General features: G+C 72.6%; 18 protein-coding genes and 1 pseudogene. 9 read left to right on the forward strand and 10 right to left on the reverse strand.

The features are described from left to right. Positions 1–204: 204 nt before the first annotated feature. The gene (locus FHR37_RS29115; protein WP_092886391.1) at positions 205–1413 is read left to right on the forward strand and encodes a hypothetical protein; all 1209 of its coding nucleotides are present in this window, start codon (positions 205–207) and stop codon (positions 1411–1413) included. 149 nt (positions 1414–1562) lie between these two features. Continuing rightward, a complete protein-coding gene (locus FHR37_RS29120; protein WP_092886389.1) occupies positions 1563–3377 on the forward strand; it encodes an acyltransferase in 1815 nt (604 codons plus the stop codon). On the opposite strand, the gene FHR37_RS29125 is transcribed toward FHR37_RS29120, so the two are convergent. The 3 genes from FHR37_RS29125 to FHR37_RS29135 form a co-directional block, all read right to left on the reverse strand. Then, positions 3352–5208, reverse strand: coding sequence for a phosphoenolpyruvate carboxykinase (GTP) (locus FHR37_RS29125; RefSeq protein WP_092886387.1), 1857 nt, complete (start codon positions 5206–5208; stop codon positions 3352–3354). The genes FHR37_RS29120 and FHR37_RS29125 overlap by 26 nt on opposite strands. Before the next feature lie 227 nt (positions 5209–5435). Next, positions 5436–6329 (reverse strand): TIGR03621 family F420-dependent LLM class oxidoreductase, encoded by an 894-nt coding sequence (locus FHR37_RS29130; protein ID WP_092886385.1) that lies wholly within the window; start codon positions 6327–6329, stop codon positions 5436–5438. A 200-nt stretch (positions 6330–6529) separates the two neighbouring features. Next, positions 6530–8236 (reverse strand): FAD-binding oxidoreductase, encoded by a 1707-nt coding sequence (locus FHR37_RS29135; RefSeq protein ID WP_175542692.1) that lies wholly within the window; start codon positions 8234–8236, stop codon positions 6530–6532. A gap of 58 nt (positions 8237–8294) precedes the next feature. Between FHR37_RS29135 and FHR37_RS29140 the strand changes: the two genes are divergently transcribed. The 5 genes from FHR37_RS29140 to FHR37_RS29160 all read left to right on the forward strand — a co-directional run bounded on the left by FHR37_RS29140 (position 8295) and on the right by FHR37_RS29160 (position 13938). After that, positions 8295–10382 (forward strand): TRAP transporter permease, encoded by a 2088-nt coding sequence (locus FHR37_RS29140; protein ID WP_237768978.1) that lies wholly within the window; start codon positions 8295–8297, stop codon positions 10380–10382. Further along, a complete protein-coding gene (locus FHR37_RS29145; RefSeq protein ID WP_092886381.1) occupies positions 10379–11413 on the forward strand; it encodes a TAXI family TRAP transporter solute-binding subunit in 1035 nt (344 codons plus the stop codon). Before FHR37_RS29140 ends, FHR37_RS29145 begins: the two co-directional genes overlap by 4 nt. Before the next feature lie 92 nt (positions 11414–11505). Next, positions 11506–12519 carry a DUF5914 domain-containing protein gene (locus FHR37_RS29150; protein WP_202818274.1) on the forward strand — a complete coding sequence of 338 codons (1014 nt, stop codon included), beginning with the start codon at positions 11506–11508 and terminating at the stop codon, positions 12517–12519. 272 nt (positions 12520–12791) lie between these two features. Next, positions 12792–13556: a phosphotransferase gene (locus FHR37_RS33370; protein WP_092886379.1), complete on the forward strand. Its 765-nt coding sequence runs from the start codon at positions 12792–12794 to the stop codon at positions 13554–13556. Positions 13557–13794: 238 nt separating this feature from the next. Further along, the gene (locus FHR37_RS29160) at positions 13795–13938 is read left to right on the forward strand and encodes a hypothetical protein (protein ID WP_175542691.1); all 144 of its coding nucleotides are present in this window, start codon (positions 13795–13797) and stop codon (positions 13936–13938) included. On the opposite strand, the gene FHR37_RS29165 is transcribed toward FHR37_RS29160, so the two are convergent. Genes FHR37_RS29165 through FHR37_RS29175 form a run of 3 tightly spaced genes read right to left on the reverse strand, consistent with a single transcriptional unit; the run spans position 13925 to position 18746 of the window. Then, positions 13925–16450 (reverse strand): FAD-dependent oxidoreductase, encoded by a 2526-nt coding sequence (locus FHR37_RS29165; RefSeq protein WP_092886377.1) that lies wholly within the window; start codon positions 16448–16450, stop codon positions 13925–13927. The genes FHR37_RS29160 and FHR37_RS29165 overlap by 14 nt on opposite strands. Further along, the gene (locus FHR37_RS29170) at positions 16447–17850 is read right to left on the reverse strand and encodes a cryptochrome/photolyase family protein (protein ID WP_092886375.1); all 1404 of its coding nucleotides are present in this window, start codon (positions 17848–17850) and stop codon (positions 16447–16449) included. Before FHR37_RS29170 ends, FHR37_RS29165 begins: the two co-directional genes overlap by 4 nt. Continuing rightward, entirely contained in the window at positions 17847–18746 is a 900-nt protein-coding gene (locus FHR37_RS29175; RefSeq protein WP_092886373.1) for a cobalamin-dependent protein, read from the reverse strand. Before FHR37_RS29175 ends, FHR37_RS29170 begins: the two co-directional genes overlap by 4 nt. Before the next feature lie 95 nt (positions 18747–18841). On the opposite strand from FHR37_RS29175, the gene FHR37_RS29180 reads away from it, so the two are divergent. Together FHR37_RS29180 and FHR37_RS32185 are read left to right on the forward strand one after the other, a co-directional pair. Continuing rightward, on the forward strand, positions 18842–19249 hold the full coding sequence (locus tag FHR37_RS29180; RefSeq protein WP_237768977.1) for a lycopene cyclase domain-containing protein: 408 nt from the start codon (positions 18842–18844) through the stop codon (positions 19247–19249). Continuing rightward, positions 19242–19637 carry a lycopene cyclase domain-containing protein gene (locus FHR37_RS32185; RefSeq protein ID WP_092886371.1) on the forward strand — a complete coding sequence of 132 codons (396 nt, stop codon included), beginning with the start codon at positions 19242–19244 and terminating at the stop codon, positions 19635–19637. The genes FHR37_RS29180 and FHR37_RS32185 overlap by 8 nt, the downstream gene beginning before the upstream one ends. Positions 19638–19665: 28 nt before the next feature. Here FHR37_RS32185 and FHR37_RS29190 read toward each other — a convergent pair. From FHR37_RS29190 to FHR37_RS29205, 4 genes and pseudogenes are all read right to left on the reverse strand, one after another. Then, positions 19666–20343, reverse strand: a pseudogene (locus tag FHR37_RS29190) (phytoene/squalene synthase family protein); the annotation flags it as partial. Between the two features lie 128 nt (positions 20344–20471). Further along, complete coding sequence (crtI, locus tag FHR37_RS29195) at positions 20472–22034, reverse strand: phytoene desaturase family protein (RefSeq protein ID WP_092886369.1); 1563 nt, start codon at positions 22032–22034, stop codon at positions 20472–20474. Next, positions 22031–23614: an SDR family oxidoreductase gene (locus tag FHR37_RS29200; protein ID WP_237768976.1), complete on the reverse strand. Its 1584-nt coding sequence runs from the start codon at positions 23612–23614 to the stop codon at positions 22031–22033. The genes crtI and FHR37_RS29200 overlap by 4 nt, the downstream gene beginning before the upstream one ends. After that, positions 23599–24765: a polyprenyl synthetase family protein gene (locus FHR37_RS29205; RefSeq protein ID WP_175542690.1), complete on the reverse strand. Its 1167-nt coding sequence runs from the start codon at positions 24763–24765 to the stop codon at positions 23599–23601. Before FHR37_RS29205 ends, FHR37_RS29200 begins: the two co-directional genes overlap by 16 nt. Positions 24766–24784 lie beyond the last annotated feature (19 nt).

The raw sequence follows: 24784 nt of genomic DNA on the forward strand, positions 1-24784 counted from the left end.
TGGCTTCGTTACGCCTCGAGTCGTCGTTGTCGCTACCGCCGACCGGACTCTCCTCCGACTCGGGGCGACCCGGGTCCGGTCGACCGATCCGTTGCTCCTCACCGCAGTGGTCCGATCACCTGGCGTCTCATCGGTGTCCGAATTCGGACGCGAAAGGCACCCCACGTAGCTCGCCCTTGTATGTGGCATTACCGTGCCTTTGCCATGACAGACGAACTCGCCTTGACGTCCGCTCCGCCCGTCGACGAGTGGAGGCTGCCGGTCGGCGCCCGGTTGCTGCACATCGGACCGCACAAGACGGGGACGACTGCCGTCCAGGCGGCGCTGTTCGAGATCCGCGAGGAGCTGGCCGGGCGGGGCATCTACTACCCGAGCTACGACCGGCACCCCATGCACGCCGTGCTCGCCGTGACCGGCCGGCACTCGATGATGGGCGACGACCCGCCGAAGCAGCACCACTGGGACCGGCTGCTCGAGGACCTGGCGACCGCCGACGCGCAGACCGGCGTGATCAGCAGCGAGTTCTTCTCCGAGGCCGAACCCGAAGCGATCGCCCGCATCGTCGAGGACCTCGGCGGCGAGCGGGTGCACGTCGTGGTGACCCTTCGTCCGCTGGTGAAGATCCTTCCCTCGCAGTGGCAGCAGTACGTGCAGAACGGCCAGCGGACGACGTACGAGAACTGGCTGCACCACATGCTGCGGGTTCCGCCGTACGAGCAGCCGAACCCCAGCTTCTGGCGCCGGCACCGGCACGATCGGCTGATCGAGCGGTGGGTCGAGGTGGTCGGGCGGGACCGGGTGAGCGTGGTCGTGGTCGACGACTCCCAACCCGACATGGTGCTGCGGGTGTTCGAGTCGCTGCTCGGTCTGCCGGACGGAACGCTGCCGGCGGTGCCGGTGGCCACGAACAGGTCGCTCAGTCTCGGCGAGATCGAGATGGTCCGGCGCTTCAACGTCGAGTTCCGCGGCCAGGACGAGCTGCCGGACAACTTCTACTCCAGGCTGGTGCGGTACGGCGCAATCCAGCGGCTGAAGGAGGCCCGCACGCCCGTTCCGGACGAGCCGAGGGTGACGACTCCGCGGTGGGCGCAGGAGGAAGCGGTCGCGGTGGGCCGCGAGATGGCGAACCGGATCGCGAGCTCCGGGGTACGCGTCATCGGTGACCTGGAACTGCTGCACAGGCAGTTGCCCGACGCGGCGGAGGAGTCGACCTCGACGGCCCTGGTGGACCCGGAGGCGGCGGCGCAGGCGCTCTTCGGCGCGATCGCCGCGGTGCCGACCCTCAACCCCGTGCCGCCGGCTCCGCCGGTGGCGAAGCCGGAGAAGGTGGGCGTGCCGGTGCACAAGGTTCGCTCCACCGAGCTGGTCAGGATCCTGGCCCGGCGCGTACGCCGGCGTCTCCTTCGTCGCTAGGCCGGGTGTGCGACGTGTCGTCCCGGCGGGGTCCGTCCTTGCCCGCGCGGGCGGTCACCGGTCGGCCGGTTCCTGAAGCGCGCGTTGTCCCGACCGTGCCGGGTACTCCAGACTGGTAGGTCGGAGAGCGTTTTCCCGAGGGGGACCTGATGACCGAAGGCGATGTGCCGGTGCCCGAGACCCGTCCAGAGCCCCAGCCGGACCTCCAGCCGGACCTCCGGTACGAGACGTACTACGACTTCGGCTCGCCCTGGTCGTTCCACCGCGACGCGACCGAGGCCGAGCGCAAGGCGCAACAGGAGTGGCAGAACGAGCTCGTCGGCCGCGGTGACGTGGAGTTCGGCCCCGACGTGTTCGTCTCTCCCCGCGCCCACGTCCATCCCGGGCGGCTGCGCCTCGGCGCGACCTCCTACATCGGAGGCCACGCCCTGGTGAAGGTGGACGTCCTGGAGATGGGGTCGGAGTGCACGCTCAACCCGTACTCCGTGGTGCGCGGTCAGGTCCGGATGGGTGACCAGGTACGGATCGGCGCGCACACCTCGCTGCTCGGCTTCAACCACTCGATCGCGCCCGACCGGCCGGTGTGCAAGCAGCCGACGACCTCCCGGGGCATCACCATCGGCGACGACGTGTGGATCGGTTCGCACGTGGTGGTTCTGGACGGCGTGCACGTCGGCGACCACGCGGTGCTCGGTGCCGGTGCGGTGGTGACGAAGGACGTGCCCGCCTGGGCGGTGGTCGGCGGCAACCCCGCGCGGCAGATCCGCGACCGTCGGCAGGTTCGGCAGAACGGGCAGGCCGGCAATGCTCGGCAGGCCGGGGCGGCCGGCGGCGACCTGGCCGCGCGGCTGACGGCGTTCGCCGACCGGGCCCGCGAGGAGGCCGAGGCCGTGCTGGCCCGCTGCTGGCAACCAGTGGCCGACTCCGGCGAGGGTGTCCTGCACGGTGGCCGGTTCCTCGACCGGCCCGGCGCCGTACCCACCGTGCGCGCCTGGTGCGACGCGGTGGAGATCGCCGACCTGCTGCTCGGCACGACACCGCCACAGCTGCCCGGCGAGGAGATCGCCGCGCACCTGCGGGGCCGCCAGGACGCCGCGACCGGGCTCGTTCCGGAGTACGCGACACCGGCACATCCGCGTGCGCAACCCAGCCTTGACAACGGCGCGAGCTACCACATTCTCTGTGTGGGTTACGCGTTGGAGCTGTTGGGCACGTCGTTCGCCCACCCCGTCCGCGCCGTGTCGGACCTGCCCGGGCCCGAACTCCTCTCCCGGCTGCCGGCGCTGCCCTGGGACACCCGCGGCTGGTCGGCCGGTTCGTGGGTTGACGGCGTGGGCACCGCCCTGCACCGCAACCTGGTCGACTTCGGCGTCACCGGCCCGGCCGAGCCGCTGTTCGGCTGGCTGCTCACCAACGCCGACCCGTTCACCGGCATGTGGAGCAGGCCGGACGTGAACGGCCGGTGGCTGCAGCCGGTGAACGGCTTCTACCGGCTCACCCGCGGCACGTATGCGCAGTTCGGGCTACCGCTGCCGTACCCCGAGCAGGCCCTGGACACCGTGCTCACCCACAGCCGGGACGGGGCGTACTTCGGCGACGACCTGGGCAACGCCTGCAACGTGCTGGACGTGATCCACCCGCTGTGGCTGATCGGGAAGCAGACCCGGCTGCGCCGCGACGAGGGCGAGGCGTGGGCCCGCCGGCAGCTGGAGCGGGCCCTCACCCGGTGGCGTGCCGGCGCGGGGTTCTCCTTCGCCCTGGAGGACGACCGCGGGCCCGAACGCGACCGCACGCCCGGCCTCCAGGGCACGGAGATGTGGCTGGCGGTGATCTGGCTGCTCGCGGACTATCTCGGTGAGAGTGCCGCGCTCGGCTACCGCCCGCGCGGCGTGCACCGGCCGGAGCCGGCGTCGTCGCTGCGAGGTGGAGGCGCTGCTGTCACCGCTCCCCGAGCCGGCTCCTGAGGCCGTCAAGCTCGCCCCACAGCGCGGCCGGCACGGTGTCGCCGATGGTCTCGAACCACTCGGCGATGCCGGGCACCTCGGCCCGCCACTCCTCCTCGTCGACCCGCACCAGCTCCTCGACCGTGTCGTCGTCGATCGACAGCTGGGACAGGTCCAGCGAGCCTGGAGCGGGCACGTACCCGATCGGCGTCTCCCGGGCGTCCGCGCGGCCCTCGATGCGATCGATCGCCCACTTCAGGACGCGACCGTTCTCACCGAACCCGGGCCACAGGAACGAGCCGTCCTCGTCGCGCCGGAACCAGTTGACGTAGAAGATCTGCGGCAGCTTGGCGTGGTCGTGGTGCTTGCCGATGTTGATCCAGTGGTCGAAGTAGTCCCCGGCGTTGTAGCCCATGAACGGCAGCATCGCCATCGGGTCCCGGCGTACGACACCGACCTTCCCCTCCGCCGCCGCGGTCTGCTCCGAGGACAGCGTGGAGGCCAGGAACACCCCGTGCGTCCAGTCGCGCGCCTGGGTGACCAGCGGGACCGTGGTCGCCCGCCGGCCGCCGAAGAACAACGCGGAGATGGGTACGCCGCGCGGGTCGTCGAACTCCGGAGCCACGATCGGGCACTGCGGCAGCGGGGTGCAGAACCTGCTGTTGGGGTGGGCGGCCGGCTCGGTGCTGCCCGGCGTCCAGTCCCGGCCCTTCCAGTCGGTGAGGTGCGTGGGCGGTGAGTCGCTGTAGCACTCCCACCACACGTCGCCGTCGTCGGTGAGCGCGACGTTGGTGAAGACGGAGTTGCCCCGCTCGATGGTGCGCATGGCGTTCGGGTTGGTCTTCCAGCCGGTGCCCGGCGCCACGCCGAACAGGCCGTACTCCGGGTTCTGCGCGTACAGCCGGCCGTCCGGTCCGAACCGCATCCAGGCGATGTCGTCGCCCAGCGTCTCCACCTTCCAGCCCGGCAGGGTCGGCTCGAGCATGGCGAGGTTGGTCTTCCCGCACGCGCTCGGGAACGCCGCCGCGACGTAGTGGACGTGCTGCTCGGGCGAGGTGAGCTTGAGGATCAGCATGTGCTCGGCCAGCCAGCCCTCGTCGCGGGCGATGGCGCTGGCGATCCGCAGCGAGTAGCACTTCTTGCCCAGCAGGGAGTTGCCCCCGTAACCGGAGCCGTAGGACCAGATCTCCCGGGTCTCGGGGAAGTGCGAGATGTACTTCGTGTCGTCGCACGGCCAGCGCACGTCCTGCTCGCCCGGCTCCAGCGGCGCGCCCACCGAGTGCAGGCAGGGCACGAAGTCACCGTCGGATCCGAGACCGTCAAGGACGGCTTGCCCCATCCGGGTCATGATCCGCATCGACACCGCGACGTACGCCGAGTCGGTGATCTCCACGCCGTACAACGGGTTCTCGGCGTCCAGCGGGCCCATGCAGAACGGCACGACGTACATCGTCCGGCCGTGCATGCTGCCGCGGTACAGCTCGGTCATCGTGTCCTTCATCTGCCGCGGGTCCATCCAGTTGTTGGTGGGGCCCGCGTCGGCCTCGCGCCGGGAGCAGATGAACGTGCGTTTCTCCACCCGGGCGACGTCGCTGGGGTCGGTACGCGCCCAGAAGGAGTTCGGCTTCTTCGCCGGGTTCAGGCGGACCAGCGTGCCGGCCTCGACGAGCTCGTCGGTGAGCCGCTCCCACTCCTCGTCCGAACCGTCGCACCAGTAGATCTGGTCCGGTTCGCACAGGTGGGCGACGTCTTCGACCCAGGCGCGCAGACGGGCATGGCTGGTGGGGATTCCGGCAGGGGTGGCGCCGGTGGCGTGCAGCACCCTGCCGGTAGGCGTAGTGGTGGTGGACATGCGGTCACGGTAGGGATCGGCGGGCGGCCGCGGGCCGGATCGGGAAGGTGCCGGCAACAACGGGAAAGGGCTCTCCTACCAGTTCTTGCGGATCCGCTGCAAGGTCTTGCCGGCAGCGGGCCGGGTTCGTCATGATCAGCCGCAAGTCGGCGTGACCGGTCCGGACCAGGCCATACCTACGTCGGAGCTTCGCCGTTCACGAGGGTTGTACAGAAATCCCGTGGATCTCACCGACCGGTGAGGGCTTCCACCACCGGCGCGAGTTGGTCCATGAACGCCCCGTTCACGTTGATGTAGGAGATCCCGAGCGCGTCCCGGCGCCGCCGGAGCGCGTCGGCGATCTCCGTGGGCGAACCGGTGAGGATTGCGGCCGAGCCACCGCGCGCGAGTTCGGCCGGGTCCCCGCCGAGCTGTCCGGCCAGCCAGCCGGGCAGGTCCGAAGGTGCCGGAGCCACCGCCGCGAGGTTGTAGGCGATCTCCAGCCTGTCGAACCGGTCGCCGGCGACGTCGCGGAGCTCGCCCACCTTGGTGGCGAGGTCGTACTCCGTGCCGGTCGGCGCCACCCCGAGCGCCACGATGTCGGCCTCGCGGGCGGCGAGCGTGAGCAGCCGCCGCCCCGCACCCGCCACCATGATCGGCGGTCCGGGCTGCTGCACCGCCCGCAGCACCGGCCCGCGCGCCTGCCCGGCCGTGGCGTCGGCGGTGCTCTTGGCCAGCGTCTCCTTCACCGTCCGGATCGTCTCCGCGAGCTGGTCCACCCGCTGACCCGGGGTGCCCCACGGCAGCCCCAGGCGGGCCGCCTCGGCCTCGGCTCCGGGCCGACCGGCACCGAGGCCGAGCTCGAACCGGCCGTCGCTCGCCAGGTCCAGGCTCATCGCCTCGTGCGCGACCGCCGCGGGCGTGCGCAGGGGAGCGTTGAGGACGAACGTGCCGAGGCGCAGCGTGGAGGTGGCGGCCGCGGCGGCGCTCAGCGCGACCCACGGGGAGAGGGTCCACAGCGTGTCCGGCACCAGCAGGGTGTCGTAGCCGAGGTTCTCGGCGCGGCGGGCGGTCTCCGTCCAGGCGGCTCCGGTGGGGGCGAGCCCGGCGACGACGCCGAAGCGGAACGGTCGGTCGGTCATGACGACTCCTTCTCGCGGTGCGCGGGTGCGCAGGTGCGCGGTGCGCGGTGCGCGGGTGCGCGGTGCCGCCGGGCGGAGTGCCCGGTGCGGGCGGGTGTGTCCCAGCCCGTGTCCCAGCCTGCCGGGGGAACCAGGTGCGTGGCGTCCGCTCACCGGGGCGATCTCGGGTACGGCGGACGGCGTGCGGGCGGGCGGCGGATCTACTCCCGGGGGCGTACGCCGTCGCCACCGGCGCCGCTCGGTGGCTCGACCAGCACGCCGGGGTTGAGGATCCCGGCCGGGTCCAGCGCGGCCTTCACCGCCGCCAGCGCGCGGGCGCCGACCGGGCCGATCTCGCCCTCGAGGTAGGGCAGGTGCGTGCGGCCGACCGCGTGGTGGTGGGTGATCGTGCCGCCGGCGGCACGGATCGCCTCGCTCGCGGCCGCCTTGGCGTCCGCCCACTGCGCGACCGCGGCGGCCGGGTCGGCCAACCGGCGGGCGAGGGCGGTGAAGTAGAGCGACGCGCCGGTGGGATAGATGTGCGACACGTGCGCGAACACCATCGGAGGGGTGCCGCACCCTTCGAGGCTGGTGATGAGTGCCGTACGCACCGCGTCGTACAGATGGGGCAGGTTCACCCAGTCGGTGGCGGTCTCCACCGTCTCCGCCAGCGCGCCCGCGTCCAGCAGGACGTCCCGCTGGTGCGGGCCGGCGAACCGGTGCCGCCGCCAGGCCTGCCCGGCCCGGGTGCCGACCCGGATGGCGTCGTGCGCCCGCAGCACGGGAAGGGCCGCCGACCGCGCGTCGGAGGTCGTGCCGGCCGCGCCCTCCCAGCCCAGTACGCAGACCGCCGGGGTGCGGCCCGCCCGGGTCCGGACGTAGATCGACAGCGCCCGGCCCGCCGCCCCCTGCGTGGCGAGGGTGGTCCGGGTCTCCTCCTCGTCGGACAGGCGTACGACATCAGGCGGCCGGGGGCAGTCCTGCGCGAACGCCCGCACCGCCGCCAGCCCGCGCTCGAACGACGGGAACACCCACAGTTCGTACCTGTGCTCGGCCGGCGCCGGCCGCACCCGCAGGGTGGCCTCGGTGACCACGCCGAACGCGCCCTCCGACCCGACGAACAGCGCCCGCAGGTCCGGGCCGGCGGCGTTCGGCGTGCCGGTGCCCGCCCGCGCCTCGCCGACCGGGGTGGCCAGCCGCAGCGCGACCACCAGGTCGTCCAGCCGGCCGTACCCGGTGGAGGCCTGGCCGGCGGAGCGGGTCGCGACGTAGCCGCCGATCGTGGCCCGGGCGAAGCTCTGCGGAACGTGGCCGAGGGTGAGGCCGTACGGCGCGAGCAGCGCCTCCGCGCGCGGGCCGGTGACGCCGGGCTGGAAGGTCGCCGTACGCGAGACCTCGTCCACGCCGACCAGCGCGTCCATCCGGGACAGGTCCAGCGTCACCACCGCGCGCCGCGGCTCCCCGTCCGGTGCGGTGCCCCGGACCGGCTCGACCCCGCCGACCACGCTGGTGCCGCCGCCGTACGGCACGACAGAGAACCCGTGCTCGCCCGCGGCCGACAGCACGGCAGCCACCTCGGCGTGGCTGCCCGGCGACACGACCGCGTCCGGCATGGCGACCTCGACGCCGGTGCGGCGGCGGAGCAGATCGAGGTAGGACTGCCCGCCCGCGTGCGCCAGCCGGGCCGGCGCGTCCGTGCCGACGTGCGCCGCGCCGACCGCGGACCGCAGCGCGTCCGTGGCGGCGGACGGCAGCGCACTCGGTGGCACCGGTATGTCCGACACCGGCACCGCCGGGCTCGGGGTCAGCCCACCGAGGCGACGTACCAGCCACACTGGGACCTTGCTCGACGGCACCGCCGCGTCCTCGGGGTCCGCCCACCGGGCGAACGGCCGGGGGCCGAGTCCTGCGTGCGCAAGCTCGTCCATGGGGAGAGCGTGACATATGTCAGAGGGTGATCACCCAGCGTCGACCAGATCCTCCACCGTGTCGGAGAAGCCGGAGAGGCCGGCGGAGGAGCGGCCGGACGTCGAGCGCATCATCGCCGAGCACGACGAGGAACGCCCCGCCCGCCGGCTGTCCGGCCGGGTCGCGCTGGTGGTCACCGTGGCGTGCGCGGTGGTCAGCGTGTTCGTGCTGTACGTCGTGTTCTTCCCGCTGGCCAGGGGTACGCAGTACTACCTCGTCCTCTTCCTCGCCGCGATCCTGCCGCTGACGTTCGTGTCGTACCGGCCGAGGCCGAAGCCGCCGGCGAGCTCGAGCGACCCCGACAGCGCCGATGGCGCCGACAGTGCCGACAGCGCCGAGCTGTCCGACAACCCGGGAATCCTCGACTGGGCGCTGGCCGCCCTCTCCCTGGCGGTCACGCTCTACCCGCTGGTGGACTTCGACGGCTTCCTCGAACGCCGCCAGGTGCCCACTACCCTGGACCTGGTGGCCGGGCTGCTGCTCACGCTGCTGGTGCTGGAGGCGTGCCGGCGTACGACCGGATGGTGGCTGCCGGCGATCTGCCTGGCGTTCTTCGGGTACGCCTACTACGGCGGCTACCTCCCCGCCGACTGGTCGCTGGCGCACGTGGGCTTCAACATCGACGAGATCGTGCCGCAGCTCTACATGGGGACCAGCGGGTACTTCGGCACCCCGCTCAACGTGGCCGCGACCTACATCGTGCTGTTCACGATCTACGGCGCGGTCCTGGACATGTCGGGCGCGGGGAAGTTCTTCATCGACCTGTCGTTCGCGGCGTTCCAGGGCCGGAAGGGCCGGCAGTCACCGAACGCGCCGGGTCGTACGGTCACCCTCGCGGGCTTCCTGCTCGGCACCGTCTCCGGCTCGGGTACGGCGACCGCGGTCAGCCTGGGCTCGGTGTCGTGGCCGATCCTGCGCCGCGCGGGCTACGGTCGCGAACAGGGCGGTGGGGTGCTGGCGGCGGCCGGCATCGGGGCGATCCTGTCGCCGCCGACCCTGGGCGCGGCGGCGTTCATCATCGCCGAACTCCTGCGCACCAGCTATCTCACCGTGCTGGTGTACGCGATCATCCCGACACTGCTCTACTACGTCGGCATCATTCTGGCGATCGAGATCGACGCCCGCCGGCACGGCGCCCGCGCAGTGGACATCCCGGCCGGGTCGGCGCGCAAGCTGTTGCTGCGCTTCGGCTACCACTTCGCGTCGCTGTTCCTGATCGTGGCGTTCATGGCGGCCGACATCCCGCCGTTCCGTGCGGTCGTGTACGCCACGATCCTGCAGTTCCTGTTCTCGTTCCTCGACCCCGCGCACCGGATGGGCCCGCGCCGGCTGCTGGAGGCGCTGGCCGCGGGCACCCGCAGCGTCCTTCCGGTGGCGGCGGTGTGCGCTGCGGCCGGCATCATCGTCGCGGTCGTGACCCTCACCGGCCTGGGCCTCAACCTGGCCGGGATCATCATCGACGCGGCCCAGGTCGTCGGCGACCACCCGACGCTGGTGCTGGTGCTGACCGCGGTGTTCGCGGCGGTCGCGGTGGCGGTCCTCGGTCTCGCCGTACCCGTCACCGCGTCGTTCATCATCGCGTCGGTCATCATCACCCCGGCGCTGGTGGAGCTCGGCGTGAGCCGGCCCGAGGCGTACATGTTCGTCTTCTACTACGCCGTGCTGTCCGAGGTCAGCCCGCCGACCGCCCTGGCCGCCGTCGCCGCGGCCGCGATCACCGGCGGCAATCCGATCCGGACGATGTGGGCCACCTGGCGGTACGCGCTGCCGGCGTTCCTGGTGCCGTTCGCGTTCGTGCTCACCGACAACGGCTCCGCCCTGCTGGCACAGGGGCCGATCCTCGGCATCCTCGCGGCCACCGCGGTGTCGGTGCTCGCCGTCGCCGCACTCGCCGCGGCCACCGGCGGCTGGATCGTCGGGCCGGCCAACGCGCCGGAAAGGGTCCTTGCCTTTATTGCCGCACTCCTGCTTCTCTACCTGGAACCGCTCACCGCCGGGATCGGCGGCGCTCTGATCGGCGTCGCCGTCGTCCTCCATCTGCTCCGGCGCCGCCTGCGTGGCAGGCCTGGCGCGCCGGTGCCGGACACGCAAGGGAGCACCACATGACCAGGTTCACTCACCGGTCCACCCGGCTGCCGCTGCGGATCGCGGTGGCGTTGCTCGCGGGCGTGCTCGCGCTGGCCGGCTGCGGCGGCAAACGCAACGACTCCGGCAGCGACGACGCGGGCGGCGGCAGTGGTGGTGGCGGCAAGAGCTCCGGCGGCCGGCTCACCATCGCCACCGGGAACACCACCGGCGTCTACTACCAGCTCGGCGGCGGCCTGGCCCGGCTGATCGGCCAGGACCTCGACGGCTACAAGGCCACCGCCAGTGAGACCGGCGCGTCGGTGCAGAACATCCAGGGCATCGTGGCCGGCACCTACGACGTCGCGTTCTCCCTCGCCGACACCGCCGACGACGCGGTGGAGGGCAAGGGCGCGTTCAAGTCCAAGCAGCCGATCGAGGCCCTGACCCGGCTCTACCCCAACTACACCCACGTGCTGGTACGCACCGGCTCCGGCATCGACTCGATCGCCGACATGAAGGGCAAGCGCATCTCCACCGGTTCGCCGAACTCCGGCACCGAGGTGATCGCCCAGCGGCTGCTCAGGGCCGCCGGACTCGACCCGGCAAAGGACGTCAAGGCGCAGCGGCTCGGCCTCCCGGAGACCCAGGACGGCATGAAGGACGGCACGGTGGACGGGATGTTCTGGTCCGGCGGCCTGCCCACCGGCGGCATCACCGACCTCACCACGTCCCTGCGCGGCAAGGTGAAGTTCCTCGACCTGTCCGCGGAGCTGCCGAAGCTGCGGGAGGAGTACGGCGAGATCTACGAGCCCGGCACACTGGCGAAGGCGACGTACGACCAGCCCGCCGACGTGCCCACCATCGTCGTACCCAACGTGCTGGTGGTGAAGAAGGGCTTCGACCCCGAGCTCGCCGGCAAGCTGGTCAAGCTGGTGTTCGACCGCAAGGCGGAGTTGGCGAAGGTCAACCCGGCGGCGAACGACATCTCCCTGGACACCGCGCGCAAGACCGACCCCATCCCGCTGAACTCCGGCGCCGACAAGGCCCTGAGTGATCTCGGTGCGAAGTAGGGGACCGGCGCGAAGTAGGGCAGACCAGCCCCTGAGCCTGCGAGCGGTTAGCGTGGGAGCGGTAACACACGCGAGGCGGGCGAGGTGGGCAGATGGCCGGGCGGTTGACCGAGCGGGTCGCGAGCAAGATCCCCTTGCGGCGGATGGCGGCGACCCGGTGGGCGGAGCAGACGCCCACGTGGGAAGGCGCGCGCCCCGGACTGATCGAGGCCGCCCTCAAGCGTGCCGAGGCCAGGCCGTCCGGCAACTGGTTCGTGCTGGCGAGCAGCGCGGAGATCCGGGCCGACCGGCCGTTCGGGCGTACGGTCGCCGGGATCGAGCTGGTCGCCTGGCGTACGCCCGACGGCGCGCCGCACGTCGGCCCCGGTGCCTGCCCGCACCTCGGCGCACCGCTGTGTCAAGCCGCAGTTGACGGGGGCAAGCTGATCTGCCGCTGGCACGGACTCGGCCTCGGCGCGCAGGGTTTTCCGGGCTGGGATCCCTATCCCGTCCACGACGACGGTGTGCTGTGCTGGGTCCGGCTGGACGGCCCGGGCGGGGAGGAGCCGCTGCCCGCGCCGGTGCTGCCCGAGCGGCCGGACGTCCCGGTGAGCATCGACGCGGTGGCCACCGTGGTCGGCCGGTGCGAACCCGCCGACGTCGTGGCCAACCGGCTCGACCCGTGGCACGGCGCGTGGTTCCACCCGTACTCCTTCGCCCACCTGAAGGTGCTGGACGCCCCGCGTGATCCTTCGCCCGAGGACGACAACCTCGTGGTGGAGGTGACCTTCCGAGTCGCCGGCCGGGTCGGTGTGCCGGTGCGGGTGGCGTTCAGCTGCCCCGAGCCGCGCACCGTCGTCATGCACATCCTCGACGGCGAGGGCGCGACCAGCGTGGTGGAGACCCACGCCACCCCGCTCGGCGTGGACGACCGGGGCCGGCCGCTGACCGCGGTCATCGAGGCGACGATCGCCTACTCCGGACGGCCCGGGTTCGCGGTGGCGCGGCGGGTCGCGCCGGCGGTGCGCCCGCTGATGCGCGTCGCCGCCCGCCGGTTGTGGAAGGACGACCTCGCCTACGCCGAACGCCGGTACGAGTTGCGCAGCACCGGCCGTTTCCCCGGCTGAGGCCGTGCCAACCTCACCGACCGGGCCCCGGGAATTCTTCCGCGGAAGAATCTCGTCGCCGGTCGATCCGATCGAGCCCGCCGCCCCGGGCTAGTGGAGCGTGAAAACCGCGGGTGGCCCTGACCACCGCGGAGTTTCACGCTGCGGCCCACTCGACCGACCGGTCGCCGGAGTGTGAAAGCTGCAGGTGGCCCTGACCACCGCGAGCTTTCACGCTCCCCGTCCGAGCCGAGCCGCGGAAGAGGGTTGAGTGGACGTGCCAGCATGTCTGCGTGACTGAGCAGCGGCTCGAGGGCGGCAACGTCGGCGGTGCGGTGCGAGTAGGAGACACGGTCCGCCGCGCGGCGGGGCCCTGGACGCCGGCAGTGCACGCGCTGCTCGAACACCTTGCGGGCAAGGGGTTTCCGGGTGCCCCGCGGCCTTTGGGGTACGACGAGCAGGGACGCGAGGTGCTCACGTTCCTCGACGGCGAGACGGTCGGAACGCGCAGGCCGCGACCTGCCTGGGTCTTCGCTGACGACACCCTCGAGCAGGTCGCCCGCTGGATGTGCGCCTACCACCGGGCGGTCGCCGACTTCGTACCTCCGTCCGGTGCCGTCTGGCGCGGGGGCGGCTCGTGGTCACCGGGCCTGATCATCGCCCACAACGACGCCGCCACCTACAACGCGGCCTGGCACCGGGGCAGGCTCACCGGGTTCTTCGACTGGGACTTCGCCGGGCCGGCCACTCCTGAGTGGGACCTGGCCCTCGCCGCTTTCAGCTGGGTTCCCCTGCACACCCGCAGCGTCGTCGCGGCCGAGGGGTTCACCGACTTCGCGGCCAGGCCACGCCGGCTGGAACGGTTCCTTCGTACCTACGGCTGGCAGGCGACCACCGGAGAGTTCCTGGACGTGGTCGGGGCGCGGGTCAGGTCGCAGGCCGACAGCATCCGCGAGCTCGCCGCCTCAGGTGACGAGGCGTTCGTACGCCTGCTCGGCCAGGGCATCCCCGACGACCTCGACCAGGCGGTCGCCGAACTCGCGACCTTCCCGCGCTAGTGCCGGCTTTGATCGGAGTGCGGAAACCGCGGGTGGCTCTGACCACCGCGAGTTTCCACGCTGCGGCCAATCCGGCGGGTCTGGCACCCAAGTGTGATAGCTGCGGGTTGCCCTGACCACCGCGGGCTTTCACGTTCCCCGCCCGAGCCGAGCGGCTCGAGTCTGATCGGGGCCGAACAGGCCCGTGGAAAGCATTTCGAGTTGAGGAGCGGAATTCTTCCGCGGAAGAATCTCTCGCATGCAGTCCGCCACCGCGTTCGAGATAGCCGGTCCCGATGCCGGCCCGTACGGCAGGGAGCCGCACGGCCTGGCAGTGGACGCCGCGGGCGCGGTGTGGGTGGCGCTGGAGACCGGAGCGGTCGTCCGCCTCAGCCTGACCTGACGTCCGAGCCGGCCCCCGAACCAGCGGGTGCGTACCGGTGGGACAACGCCCGCAGCGCCCGCCACCGGCCGGCGTTCGGGACGCTCCACACCTGGTGCGTCGGGCGGCCCCACCGGGCGAGCAGGTGGTTGGCCGCGAGCAGGCCGCTGGTGGCGGCGCGTTCCATCAACGCCACCGGCGCGTCCACGCGCACCAGGTCGCCGGCGACCACGACGCCCGGATCCGGGGTGGTGACCGTGGGCCGCCGGTCGAACCCGCCGGGCGGGAAGAGCGGGCAGTCCGCGCGGAACTCGTGGCGTTCGTCCACCACGGTCGCGTCGGCGGTCTCCGGGAACACCCGGTGCAGTTGCTCGAGCACCTCGTGGCGCAGCTTGTCCAGGTCGGTGCCGTCGGGCACGGCGTACGCGTGCAGTTCGACCACCGACCCGCCGGTGCGCCCAGCCCAGGCCCGGGCCTCGTCCTCGTACCGGTCCAGCACACTCACGTTGTCCAGCGGGCCGTATCCCGCCGTACCCGCGAACGCCGGCCGGTCCGCCCGCACCGGCGTGGACAGCCACAGCCGGGACACCAGGAACGCGGGCGCGCTCGGCAACCCGGCCAGCTGGTCCCGCCACTCGGGTGTGCCGAGTGCAGCGGACCCGGTGACCAGCGACCGCAGCCCGGGTACGTCCGCGGCCAGCACGACACCGTCCACGTCGTAGATCGCCTTGTCGGTGTGCACGAGGTGCGTACGGCCGCCACCGCCGACGGCACTCGGCTCGACCGACCGGACCGGGGTGTCAAGCTCCACTTGCGCGCCGCGGTCGTACAGGTAGGAAGCGAGCGGGTTCCACAACGCCTGCGGGAACGGCGAGGACGGCACGTCGAACAGCAGACCCTCGCTGGAGCCGAGGAAGTACAGGTGGAACATCGCCACCAGTTCGGCCGCGGACAGGTCCCGCGGGTCGGCGAAGAAGCTCCGGGAGAACACCGAGAACGCCAGGTCGCGGGCGGCCGCCGGGAACCCGATGCGGTTGAGGAACGTGAGCGCGTCCACGTCGTCCAGCCGGTGGTAGACGTCGGGCACCGACACGTCCACCATCGGCAGCGCGGCCCGGGGCTTGAGCCGGAGGAAGTCGCGGGCGGCGAACGTCGGGCTGGTCGCGGCGAAGACGGCGGCGTTCAACGGCGGCGTACGCGGCACCCGGGTGAACGTGTCGCGCACACCGTCGGCGTGCAGCAGCGGGTAGTCGCGCAGCGGGACGAGCGAACCGAGTCCGGGGTCGACCCGCTCGATCAGCGCACGCAGGTTGTAGTACTGCCGGAAGAACGCGTGGAAGCCGCGGGTCATGGTGACCTCGCTGCCGTCGTTCAGCCGGGTGGACCAGCCGGCCAGCCGGCCGCCGAGGTGCGGCTCGCGTTCGAACAGGACGACCCGGACGCCGCGTTCGGCCAGCGCGACCGCGGCGCTCACCCCGGCGATGCCGCCGCCGACGACGGCGACCCGGGGAGCCTCCGGCGGTCGCGGCACCGGGCGCACCGTGGGGGAGGGGAGCAGCGTCGCCCGGCGGTCCCGTCCCGGCGGCCGCGGCGAGCCGTTCCCGTCAGCAGTTCCGCCAGCTGCACCGTCGGCCGTCCGGTCGGCATGCCGGCCCTCGGATCCATTGCCCAGCCTGTCCAGGACCTTCCCCGCGTGCGCGTTCACGTGTCCGTCGACCTTCCCGTTCGCCTGGCCTCTCGCGTGGCTGTTCACCACCCGGCCGTTGACCTGACCGTTGACCTGGCCGTTGGCGCCCGCGGTGGCCGGACGGCTGGCGAGGAACGTGTGCACGATCCCGCGCTGCCAGCCCGACATCGGGGCCACCCGCACCCGGGTGTAGCCCGCCGACCGCAGCCGCGCGGACAGCTCGCCCACGCTGTCGAAGTGCAGCACGCTGTGCCGCAGGTGTTCGTACAACGCGGGGTGACCGGACACCGCCCGGCCCATCGGCACGATGATCGACGTGCTCACCGCCCGCCAGACGGCGCTGCTGAGCGGCGAGCCGGCGACGGAGTACTCGTGCACGGCGAGCGTGCCGCCCGGGCGCAGCAGGCCGAACACCTCCCGCAGCAGGGCGTCGGGATCGTCGAGGTTGCGCAGCAGGTAGGCGGCCAGCGCCCCGTCGAACGGCTCGTGTTCACCGACCGCGGCCAGCCCGGCGGTCAGGTCGCCGGCGTCGGCGTGCACGAACGTCACCCCGGCCGGCCAGGGCTTGCGGCGCGCCTGGGCCAGCATCCCGGCCGACCCGTCGACGGCGACGACCCGGGCGCGCGGCGCGACCCGCAGCAGGGCGGCGGTGGAGGCGCCGGTGCCGCAGCCGAGGTCGAGCAGCCGCAGCCCGGACCCGTCGCCGGACAGCGGCACGAGCCGGCGGGCCGACCTGCGCAGATGGGTGTGGTAGCCGGGATTGGATCCGACCAGAAGGTCGTAGGTGTCGGCCGCGTCGTCGAAGCCCGCCACCACCTGGGTCGGGCGCAACAGCCGGTCGGTCACGTGGGTCCCTTCGGTCCGCGCCGGGGCACGGGGTCGATCAACGGTGGCGGGTAGTCCAGATTACGGCGTACGTCCTCGGGCAGCTGCCACGGCTGGTGCGCCGCGCCGCCCTCGATCCCGGCCAGCTCGGGGACGTACCGGCGGACGTACTCCCCGTCGGCGTCGAACCGCTCACCCTGCCGGATCGGGCTGAGCACCCGGTTGGGCCTGGTGTCGTTGCCGGTGCCGGCGACCCACTGCCAGTTGCCGAAGTTGTTGGCGACGTCGCCGTCGACCAGCCAGCGCATGAAGTGCGCGGCGCCGATCCGCCAGTCGACCCCGAGTTGCTTGGTGAGGAACGACGCCACCAGCATCCGGGCGCGGTTGTGCATCCAGCCCTCGGCCAGCAGTTGCCGCATCCCGGCGTCCACGAGCGGTACGCCGGTGTGCCCGGTGCGCCACGCCTCCACCGCGTCCTCGGTGTCGGCGGTCCACTCCCGGCCCCGGTTGCGCAGGTCGTCGGTGGAGATGCGGGGGAACGCGGCGGTCACCTGGTGGTAGAAGTCCCGCCAGCAGAGTTGGCGTACGACGTCGTCGGCCTTGCCGCGCAGCCGGTTGGCCACCCCGAGCGGCGACAGGCAACCGAAGTGGAAGTACGGGCTGAGCCGGGTGGTCTGGTCACCGGGCAGGTCGTCCCGGTCGAGCTCGCCGCCGTCGCCGGGCAGCCTGCGCAGGTAGGCGTCCAGCACGGCCCGGCCGGCGCTCTCCCCGCCCTTCGGCAGCCGCGGGGAGGTGTCGCCAAACACCAGGTCGGCGCGGCCGGGCAGGTCGCCGGGCGCGATCCCGTCCGGAAGCTCCACCCGGGTGGGCGCGCGGTCGGGAGTACGCCAGGTGGCTGCGTCCCAGGCCCGCCAGTACGGCGTGAACACCTGGTACGACGCACCCGACGCGGGCCGGAGCTCACCCGGCGGGACCACGGTGACGCCCGGGAACAACGCCAGGTCCAGCCCCTCACGCTCACACTCCCGGGCCAGCCGGTCCTGCCTGGCCTGGGCGTACGCCGTGACGTCGGCACTGACTGCCACCCGGTCGGCACCGACCTGCCTCGCCACCGCCAGCGTCTCCGTCACCGCGTCGCCGGACCGGATCACGAGGTCCCCGCCGCGGTCGCGCAGGCTGTCCCGCAGGTCGGCCAGCGCCTCGCCCAGGAACGCGCCCCGGTTGGGCGAGGCGTACGGACCCCGGACGATCCGGTCGTCCACCACGAACAGCGGCACCACCCGTGCGGACCACCGGCAGGCGGCGGCCAGCGCCGGGTGGTCGCGCACCCGCAGGTCCCGGGTGAACAACACCACCGTCGTGTGGCCTCCGGCTCCCCCCGCCGTGGTGGTTCCGGTGGCCGGGGCTTCGGCGTCGCTCAAGAAGTCAGTCCTTCCAGTAGGTCGGCGAACCCGCCGGCGTCGGCGGCCCAGCCGCTGGCGCCGAGGTCGGTGGCCTGCCCGGCGGAGACCACCGCCGGTCCGCCGACGTAGATCGGCAGGTCGGGTCGCTCCGCGCGGACGGCGCGGACGGTGCGGCGTACGGCGTCCAGGTGCTGGTCGGCGCCGGCGCTCAGCCCGAGCGCGAGGATCCGCGGCGTCTTTCCGACCGCCTCGACCACCGACCGGACGGGCGTGTCGGCGCCGAGGTCGACCAGCGCGTACCCCTCGCCGCGCAGCACGTCGGCGACCATCGCGGTGGGCAGGCTGTGCGGGTCGCCGGTCACCGAGGCCAGGACGACGGTGCCGCGTGGGCGTCCCCGGCGGGCGAACAGCGGCCCGAGCCGGCCGACCAGCCGCAGGGCGACGGTGCTGGCGCGGTGCTCCTCGGCGATCGTGAACCGGCCCTCCTGCCAGCCCTCGCCGAGGGTCCGCATCGAGGGGGCGAGCACGCCGAGGATCACGTCCTTCGGCGAGACGCCGGACACCAGCGCGGACTCCACCACCGCCCAGGCGCCCGCCTCGTCGCCCTCGACCATGCGTTCGCCGAGCCGGGAGCGGTAGGCCTCCGGATGCCAGTCGCCCCGCCGGGCGGGCGGTGTGGCGGTACGCTGCGCGGCGAACCGGTCCAGATCGGCCGGATCCACCCACCAGCGGCCGCCGCGATGGGCAGCGGGCAGCCGGCCGAGGCGGACGTAGCGGTAGGCCGTCATGTAGTGCACGTCCAGCCGCCGAGCCACCTCGGCGAGGTCGAGCGGGTGTCCCGAACGCGCGGATTCCGCCGGATCGGCGGGATCGTCTTCGCGGTCGTGGCCCCCGGAACCCTGGGTGCCGTTCATCTCGTTACTACCCTCGCAGGTGGTCTGTCCGCGCGTACGCCCGGCCGGACCCGGCGCCGGGGGTCTGTCGCGGGACAGACTCCAGGGATGCCGCCGTGCCGCACCGAGTGCTGAGGAGTCCGCAGATCGACAGGTTCCAGTACCTCCTGCTGATGGCGGCGTGCCTGGTGTTGACCCTGCCGCTGGAGTTCGTGTTCCGTGCCCGGGTCTACCGCCGCCCGAGCCGGCTGGTGCGCACGCTCGTCCCGGTGCTGGTGGTGTTCCTCGCCTGGGACGCGGTGGCGGTCGCCCGCGGCCACTGGCACTTCAGCGACCGCTACACCACCGGCTGGCTGCTGCCGCTGCGGATCCCGGTGGAGGAGTTCGCGTTCTTCCTGGTGATCCCGATCTGCGCACTGCTGACGTACGAGTCGGTGACCACCATGCTCGGCTACCTCGCCGACCGCCGCCGCGCGCGGCGAGCCGCTCCGGTCGGCGAACCGCAGGGGGCCGAGCATGCCTGAGTACACCCTGGCCGCGGTCGTGTCCGTGGTCCTCGTCATGGTGCTGGAGCTGGCCTGGCTGCGTACCGGGATGTTCCGCCGCCCGGCGTTCTGGATCACCGCCGTGATCGTGTTCGGCTTCCAGATCCCGGTGGACGGCTGGCTCACCAAGCTGAGCGCGCCGATCGTGTTGTACGCCGAGAGCCACGCCAGCGGCATCCGGGCGCCGTGGGACATCCCGGTGGAGGACTTCGCGTTCGGCTTCAGCCTCATGACGCTCACGTTGCTGTTGTGGGATCGGCTGGGCTCCCGGGAGCGCGACCAGGACCACGGCCGGGCGCGCGGCCGAGCATCGACCGCACCGCCACCGCCAGCTTCCGCCGGCCGGGCACCCGGGCGCGAGCGGTGAACACGTCGTAGTCGGCGGCCTCGACGCGGTCCAGGATCTGGCTGTAGAGCACCCGCGCGGTGTGCACACAACGCGCCGAACGCCCTGCCAGCATGGGGATTCCGGCGTCGGCGGCGGCGTAGATCTCGCGGTTGCGGGCGATCTCGAACCGCATCAGCGCCCGCCACTCCGGTGTGACCGTGCGGGCCTGCGGGTCGGCGCCGAACCGCCACAGGTCCTCCTGTGGCAGGTAGACCCGGCCGCGGTCGAGGTCCTCGCCGACGTCGCGCAGGAAGTTGGTGAGCTGGAACGCCACCCCGAGGTCACGCGCCGGGCGCAAGGCCGCATTGACACGAGGCCGCAGCACCGGCAGCATCATCTCCCCGATCACCGCGGCCGACCCGTCCATGTAGTCCATCAGGTCGGCCCAGGTGTCGTACTTCGCGGTGTCCAGGTCCATCGACATCGACCGCATGAACCGCGTGAAGCACTCCGGGTCGATGTGCAGCGTGAGTGCCGAGTGCACCACGGCGGCGAGCACCGGATGGCCGGAGTGCCCGGCGGCGAGGTCGGCCTCGAACCTCGCGCCGAACTCCGCGAGCTCCGCCCGGGTCTGGGCCAGGTCACGCTCGCCGGCCTCGTCCACGATGTCGTCGGCGACCCGGCAGAACGCGTACACCGCGTGCACGTGCCGGCGTTGCTCGGCGTCCAGCAGCCGGGCCGCCATCGAGTACGTCTTGCCGTGCGCGCGGGCGATCGTGCGGCACAGGTCGTACGACCGTCGGAGTTCCGGTGTCAACCCGTCCTTGCCCTGTCTGGTGTCCTCGGCGGATCCCCCTGAGCCCCCGCTCCCGCTCACAGTTCCTCCACGCGTTCGGCGGCCAGCCGTCCGGAGACGAGCACCATCGGAACGCCAACCCCTGGGACGGTTCCGCTGCCGACGAAGACCAGGCCGCGCATCCGGCGGTCGACGTTGGGCGGGCGGAACGGCCCGGACTGGAAGAACGTGTGCGCCAGGGCGAACGGCGTACCCCGCGCCATGCCCTGGTAGGCCCAGTCGGTCGGGTCGACGGTCTCCTCGACCACGACGTCGCTCGGGTAGCCCCACCCCTCGACCAGCCCGGCCAGCCGGTCGCGGGTGGCGCCGCGTTCGACCGTCCAGTCGACCTTGCCGGACAGGTTCGGCACCGGCTCCAGGACGTACAGCACCGAGGAACCGTCCGGCGCCAGCCCCGGGTCGGTCAGCGTGGGCACGGTGACCAGCACCGACGGGTCCGGCATCCGTTTGCCCTCGCGCAGCAGGGTGCGGAACGACGACGACCACTCCTTGCCGAAGTGGATGTTGTGGTGGGTCGCCTCGGGCGGCGGGAGGCCGCGCACCCCGACGTGCCACACGAACGCCGACGGGGAGTAGCGGCCCTTGCGCGCGGCCACCGGCGCGGTGAGTTCGGGCAGCAGCGTGCGGTAGGCCGTGGGCAGGTCGGCGTTGACGACCACCGCGTCGGCGGGGATCTCGGTGCCGTCGGCGAGGAGTACGCCCCGCACCTGGGCGGCGCGACCGCCGCCCGCCGACCCGGGCACGTCGCCCTCGTGCAGCACGCGGACGACCCGGGCGCCGTGGACGAAGGTGGCGCCGGCCTTCTGCGCGGCCGTCGCCATCGCCGCCGGCACCGCGCCGATGCCGCCCTCGGGGAAGTACACCCCGCGTACGGAGTCCATGTAGGTGATCACCGCGAACACCGCGAGGGCCTGCTGGGGTGCGAGCCCGGCGTACATCGCCTGGAAGCTGAACAGCCGCACCAGCCGCTCGTCGGTGAAGTACCGCCGGATCGCGCTCTCCAGCCGCCGCAGCGCGCCCAGCCGGAACAGGCCGAGTGCTGGGCCCAGCGGCCGTGCGAGGTCCCAGAAGTGGTCGTAGTTGCGGTCGATGAAGGCCGGCATCTCCAACTGGTACAGGGATTCCAGCCAGTTGCACATGCGCACGAAGCCGGCCTCCTCGGCCGGCCCGCACTTCTCCCGGATCTCCGCCGCCATCGCCTCCCGGCCGTGCCGGAGCGCGATCGTCGAGCCGTCGGCGAAGTTCGCGCGGTACGACGGGTCCAGCGGGCGCAGCGTCAGCAGGTCGGCCATCGAGGTGCCGGCCGCGGCGAACGTCGCCTCCAGCAGGTCCGGCATGGTGAGCACGGTCGGCCCGGTGTCGAAGGTGAAGCCGCCGGACTCGATCCGCCCGGCCCGGCCACCCGGTCGCGAGCCCTGTTCGACGACGGTGACCTGGTGGCCCGCGCCGGCGAGGTGGCAGGCGGCGGACAGCCCGCCGAGCCCGGCGCCGACGATGACCACCCGGCGTCTGGGACGGGTGCCGCTCAGGCCGGTGCCGGAACTGGGGCCGGTGCCGGTGCCGGGGCCGGTCGCGCTCATCGGTGGTCTCCTTCGTCTCGCCGTGCGGCCACCTCACGGCGCCACCGCTCGTGCGTTCGCAGCGGCCGTGACCGACCGCGTTCGGCGGCCTCGGCGATGTTGGCGATCATTGTCCCGAAGACCACCCCGTGGAAGGGCATGATGCTCCACCAGTACGCCTGACCCGCCAGCCCGCGCGGGTGGAACACCGCCCGCTGCACCAGGGTCACCTCGTCACCGTCGGCGTCTTCGAGGTGGAACTCCAGCCAGGCAAGGCCGGGCAGCCGCATCTCCGCGCGCAGCCGCAGCAGCCGGCCGGGTTCGCGGGCCTCCACCCGCCACCAGTCCAGCGCGTCGCCGACCTGCAGCCTGTTCGGGTCGCGCCGTCCGCGCCGCAGCCCGACACCGCCGACGGCGCGGTCCATCAGTCCGCGTACCCGCCAGGGCGCGTTCACCGAGTACCACCCGCGCTCGCCGCCGATCCCCTCGATCACCGACCACAGCGCGTCCCGTGAGGCGTGCACCCGGCGCCGGCGCTCGTCGACGTACAGGCTGCCGCCGGCCCAGTCCGGGTCGGTCGGCAGCGGGTCGCTGGGCGCGCCCGGCACCGACGCCGAGGACCACCGGGTGGTCACGTCGGCCTCCCGGATCCGCTTCAGGGCAAGGGAGACGGCGTCGTCGAACCCGAGCCGGTTGGGCGGTCCGCCGAGGTGGTCGGCGATGTCGTTCTCCCGGCACACCACCTCATAGCGCAGCGACTCCACCAGCGGCTTGGCGATCCCGCTCGGCACCGGCGTCACCAGCCCCACCCAGTGGCTGGACAGCCTCGGCGTGAGGACCGGCACCGGCACGATCACCCGCCGGTGCAGCCCGGCGACGGCGGCGAACCGCTTCATCATCTGCTCGTACGTGAGGACGTCGGTGCCGCCGATGTCGAACGTACGGTTGACGTCCGGCGCGAGGCGCGGCGCCTCGGCGAGGTACCACAGCACGTCCCGGATCGCGATCGGCTGGATCCGGGTGCGCACCCACGACGGCGCCACCATCGCCGGCAGCCGTTCGGTGAGGTAGCGCAGCATCTCGAACGACACCGAGCCCGAGCCGATGATCACCGCCGCCTGCAGTACCGCGGCCGGGACCGAGGAGTCCAGGAAGATGCGCCCGACCTCCTCCCGCGAACGCAGGTGCGGCGACAGGTCCGTCACCGGCCGGCCGTTCTCGTCCAGGGGGGTGATGCCGCCGAGGTAGACGATCCGGCTCACCCCGGCCCGCTCGGCCGCCCGGGCGAACTCGGTGGCGGTGCCGCGGTCGCGTTCCTCGAACTTCGCCGACGTACCCATCGCGTGGATCAGGTAGTACGCCACGGACACGCCGTCCAGCGCCCGCGCGAGCACGTCGGGGTCGCCGGCGTCGCCTTCCACGGCCTCGACGTCGGCGAACCAGGTGCGTTCGCGGATCCGGTCGACCGAACGGGTGAGCACCCGGACGCGGTGGCCGCGTTCGAGGAGTTCGGGGACCAGCCGGCCGCCGACGTACCCGGTGACGCCGGTGACCAGGACCGGTGCGTCGTTCCCCCGCGCGTCGTTCATCGCTGCCGCCACGCGGCCTCCTCGGCGAGCGCGCGCAACGCGGGCACCGCCCTCGGGTGGACCGGCGCCCGCTCCAGCGCGAGCAGGGCGCGGTCGACGGCCAGCTTGACCTGTTGCTCGACCTCGACGTCGGCGTCGGTGCGGCGGAGTACGGCGGTCAGCTCGGCCACCTCGTCGTCACCGAGGCCGGGGTCGCCGACCCGGTCCAGCAACCGGCGTTCGGCGGGCCCGGCGCGTTCGGCGGCTACCGCCAGCAGCAGGGTCGGCCGGCCCTCCCGCAGATCCTCACCGACCGGCTTTCCGGTGGCGGCGCTGTCGCCGAACGCGCCGAGCAGGTCGTCCCGCAGCTGGAACGCGACACCGAGCGGATTTCCGTACTCGGCGTACGCCGCTGCGAGCGACCTCGATCCGCCCGCCAGGCCTGCTCCCAGCTGTAGCGGGCGGACAACTGTGTAGCGACCGGACTTCAGGGTCGCGACGGATGTGGCGTAGTCGGCGTCGCGCTCGCCGGTGGCACTGCCCAGCATGTCCAGGTGCTGCCCGATCACGAGTTCGGTACACATCTGGTGCCAGGTCCGCGCGGCCGAATCGGGCAGGCCGGCGGCGATTCGGTGGGCGAGGGTGAACGCGAGGTCGCCGACCAGCACCGCCAGTCCCTCCCCGAAGCGCCGCGGGTCGCCACGCCAGCCGAGCCCGGTGTGCCGGGCCTGCAGCGAAGTGTGCAGAGCAGGTATGCCACGGCGCGACGACGAGCCGTCCATCACGTCGTCGTGGACGAGCGCGAAGGTGTGCAGCAGCTCCAGGGCGGCCGCGGCGCGGACGGCTGTGTCGTCGGGCGGCGTACCGTCCACTCCCACGAAACCCCAGCCACAGAAGGCGGGACGCAGTCGTTTGCCGCCGGCCAGACGGCCCCGCAGGTCGGCGAGGAGTTCGCTCACCCGGTCGCCGGCCCGGTCGGTCAACCGGGTGGCGAGGCCCTCGGTCCAGGGCTCGGCCTCCGCGGCCAACAGGTCCCGAAGGTAGGTGTCCACCGCACGGTCGAACTCCTCGGTCAGCCGGTCGGGAAACTCCTCGGCCAGTTCGGCGACCGAACTGTCGGCCAGGTCGTCCGGATATGCGTCGGTGTGTGCATCGGCGGTGTGTGCATCGGGCAGATCGTCCACTGCACCGAATTGGCCTTGT

This window comes from Actinopolymorpha cephalotaxi (assembly GCF_013408535.1).
GTDB lineage: Bacteria > Actinomycetota > Actinomycetes > Propionibacteriales > Actinopolymorphaceae > Actinopolymorpha > Actinopolymorpha cephalotaxi.

Bases quoted from the DNA above. Each gene is read 5' to 3' on its own strand.
- FHR37_RS29115 (WP_092886391.1), top strand. From the start codon at position 205: ATGACAGACGAACTCGCCTTGACGTCCGCTCCGCCCGTCGACGAGTGG.
- FHR37_RS29120 (WP_092886389.1), top strand. From the start codon at position 1,563: ATGACCGAAGGCGATGTGCCGGTGCCCGAGACCCGTCCAGAGCCCCAG.
- FHR37_RS29125 (WP_092886387.1), bottom strand. From the start codon at position 5,208: ATGTCCACCACCACTACGCCTACCGGCAGGGTGCTGCACGCCACCGGC.
- FHR37_RS29130 (WP_092886385.1), bottom strand. From the start codon at position 6,329: ATGACCGACCGACCGTTCCGCTTCGGCGTCGTCGCCGGGCTCGCCCCC.
- FHR37_RS29135 (WP_175542692.1), bottom strand. From the start codon at position 8,236: ATGGACGAGCTTGCGCACGCAGGACTCGGCCCCCGGCCGTTCGCCCGG.
- FHR37_RS29145 (WP_092886381.1), top strand. From the start codon at position 10,379: ATGACCAGGTTCACTCACCGGTCCACCCGGCTGCCGCTGCGGATCGCG.
- FHR37_RS29150 (WP_202818274.1), top strand. From the start codon at position 11,506: ATGGCCGGGCGGTTGACCGAGCGGGTCGCGAGCAAGATCCCCTTGCGG.
- FHR37_RS29160 (WP_175542691.1), top strand. From the start codon at position 13,795: ATGCAGTCCGCCACCGCGTTCGAGATAGCCGGTCCCGATGCCGGCCCG.
- FHR37_RS29175 (WP_092886373.1), bottom strand. From the start codon at position 18,746: ATGAACGGCACCCAGGGTTCCGGGGGCCACGACCGCGAAGACGATCCC.
- FHR37_RS32185 (WP_092886371.1), top strand. From the start codon at position 19,242: ATGCCTGAGTACACCCTGGCCGCGGTCGTGTCCGTGGTCCTCGTCATG.
- crtI (WP_092886369.1), bottom strand. From the start codon at position 22,034: ATGAGCGCGACCGGCCCCGGCACCGGCACCGGCCCCAGTTCCGGCACC.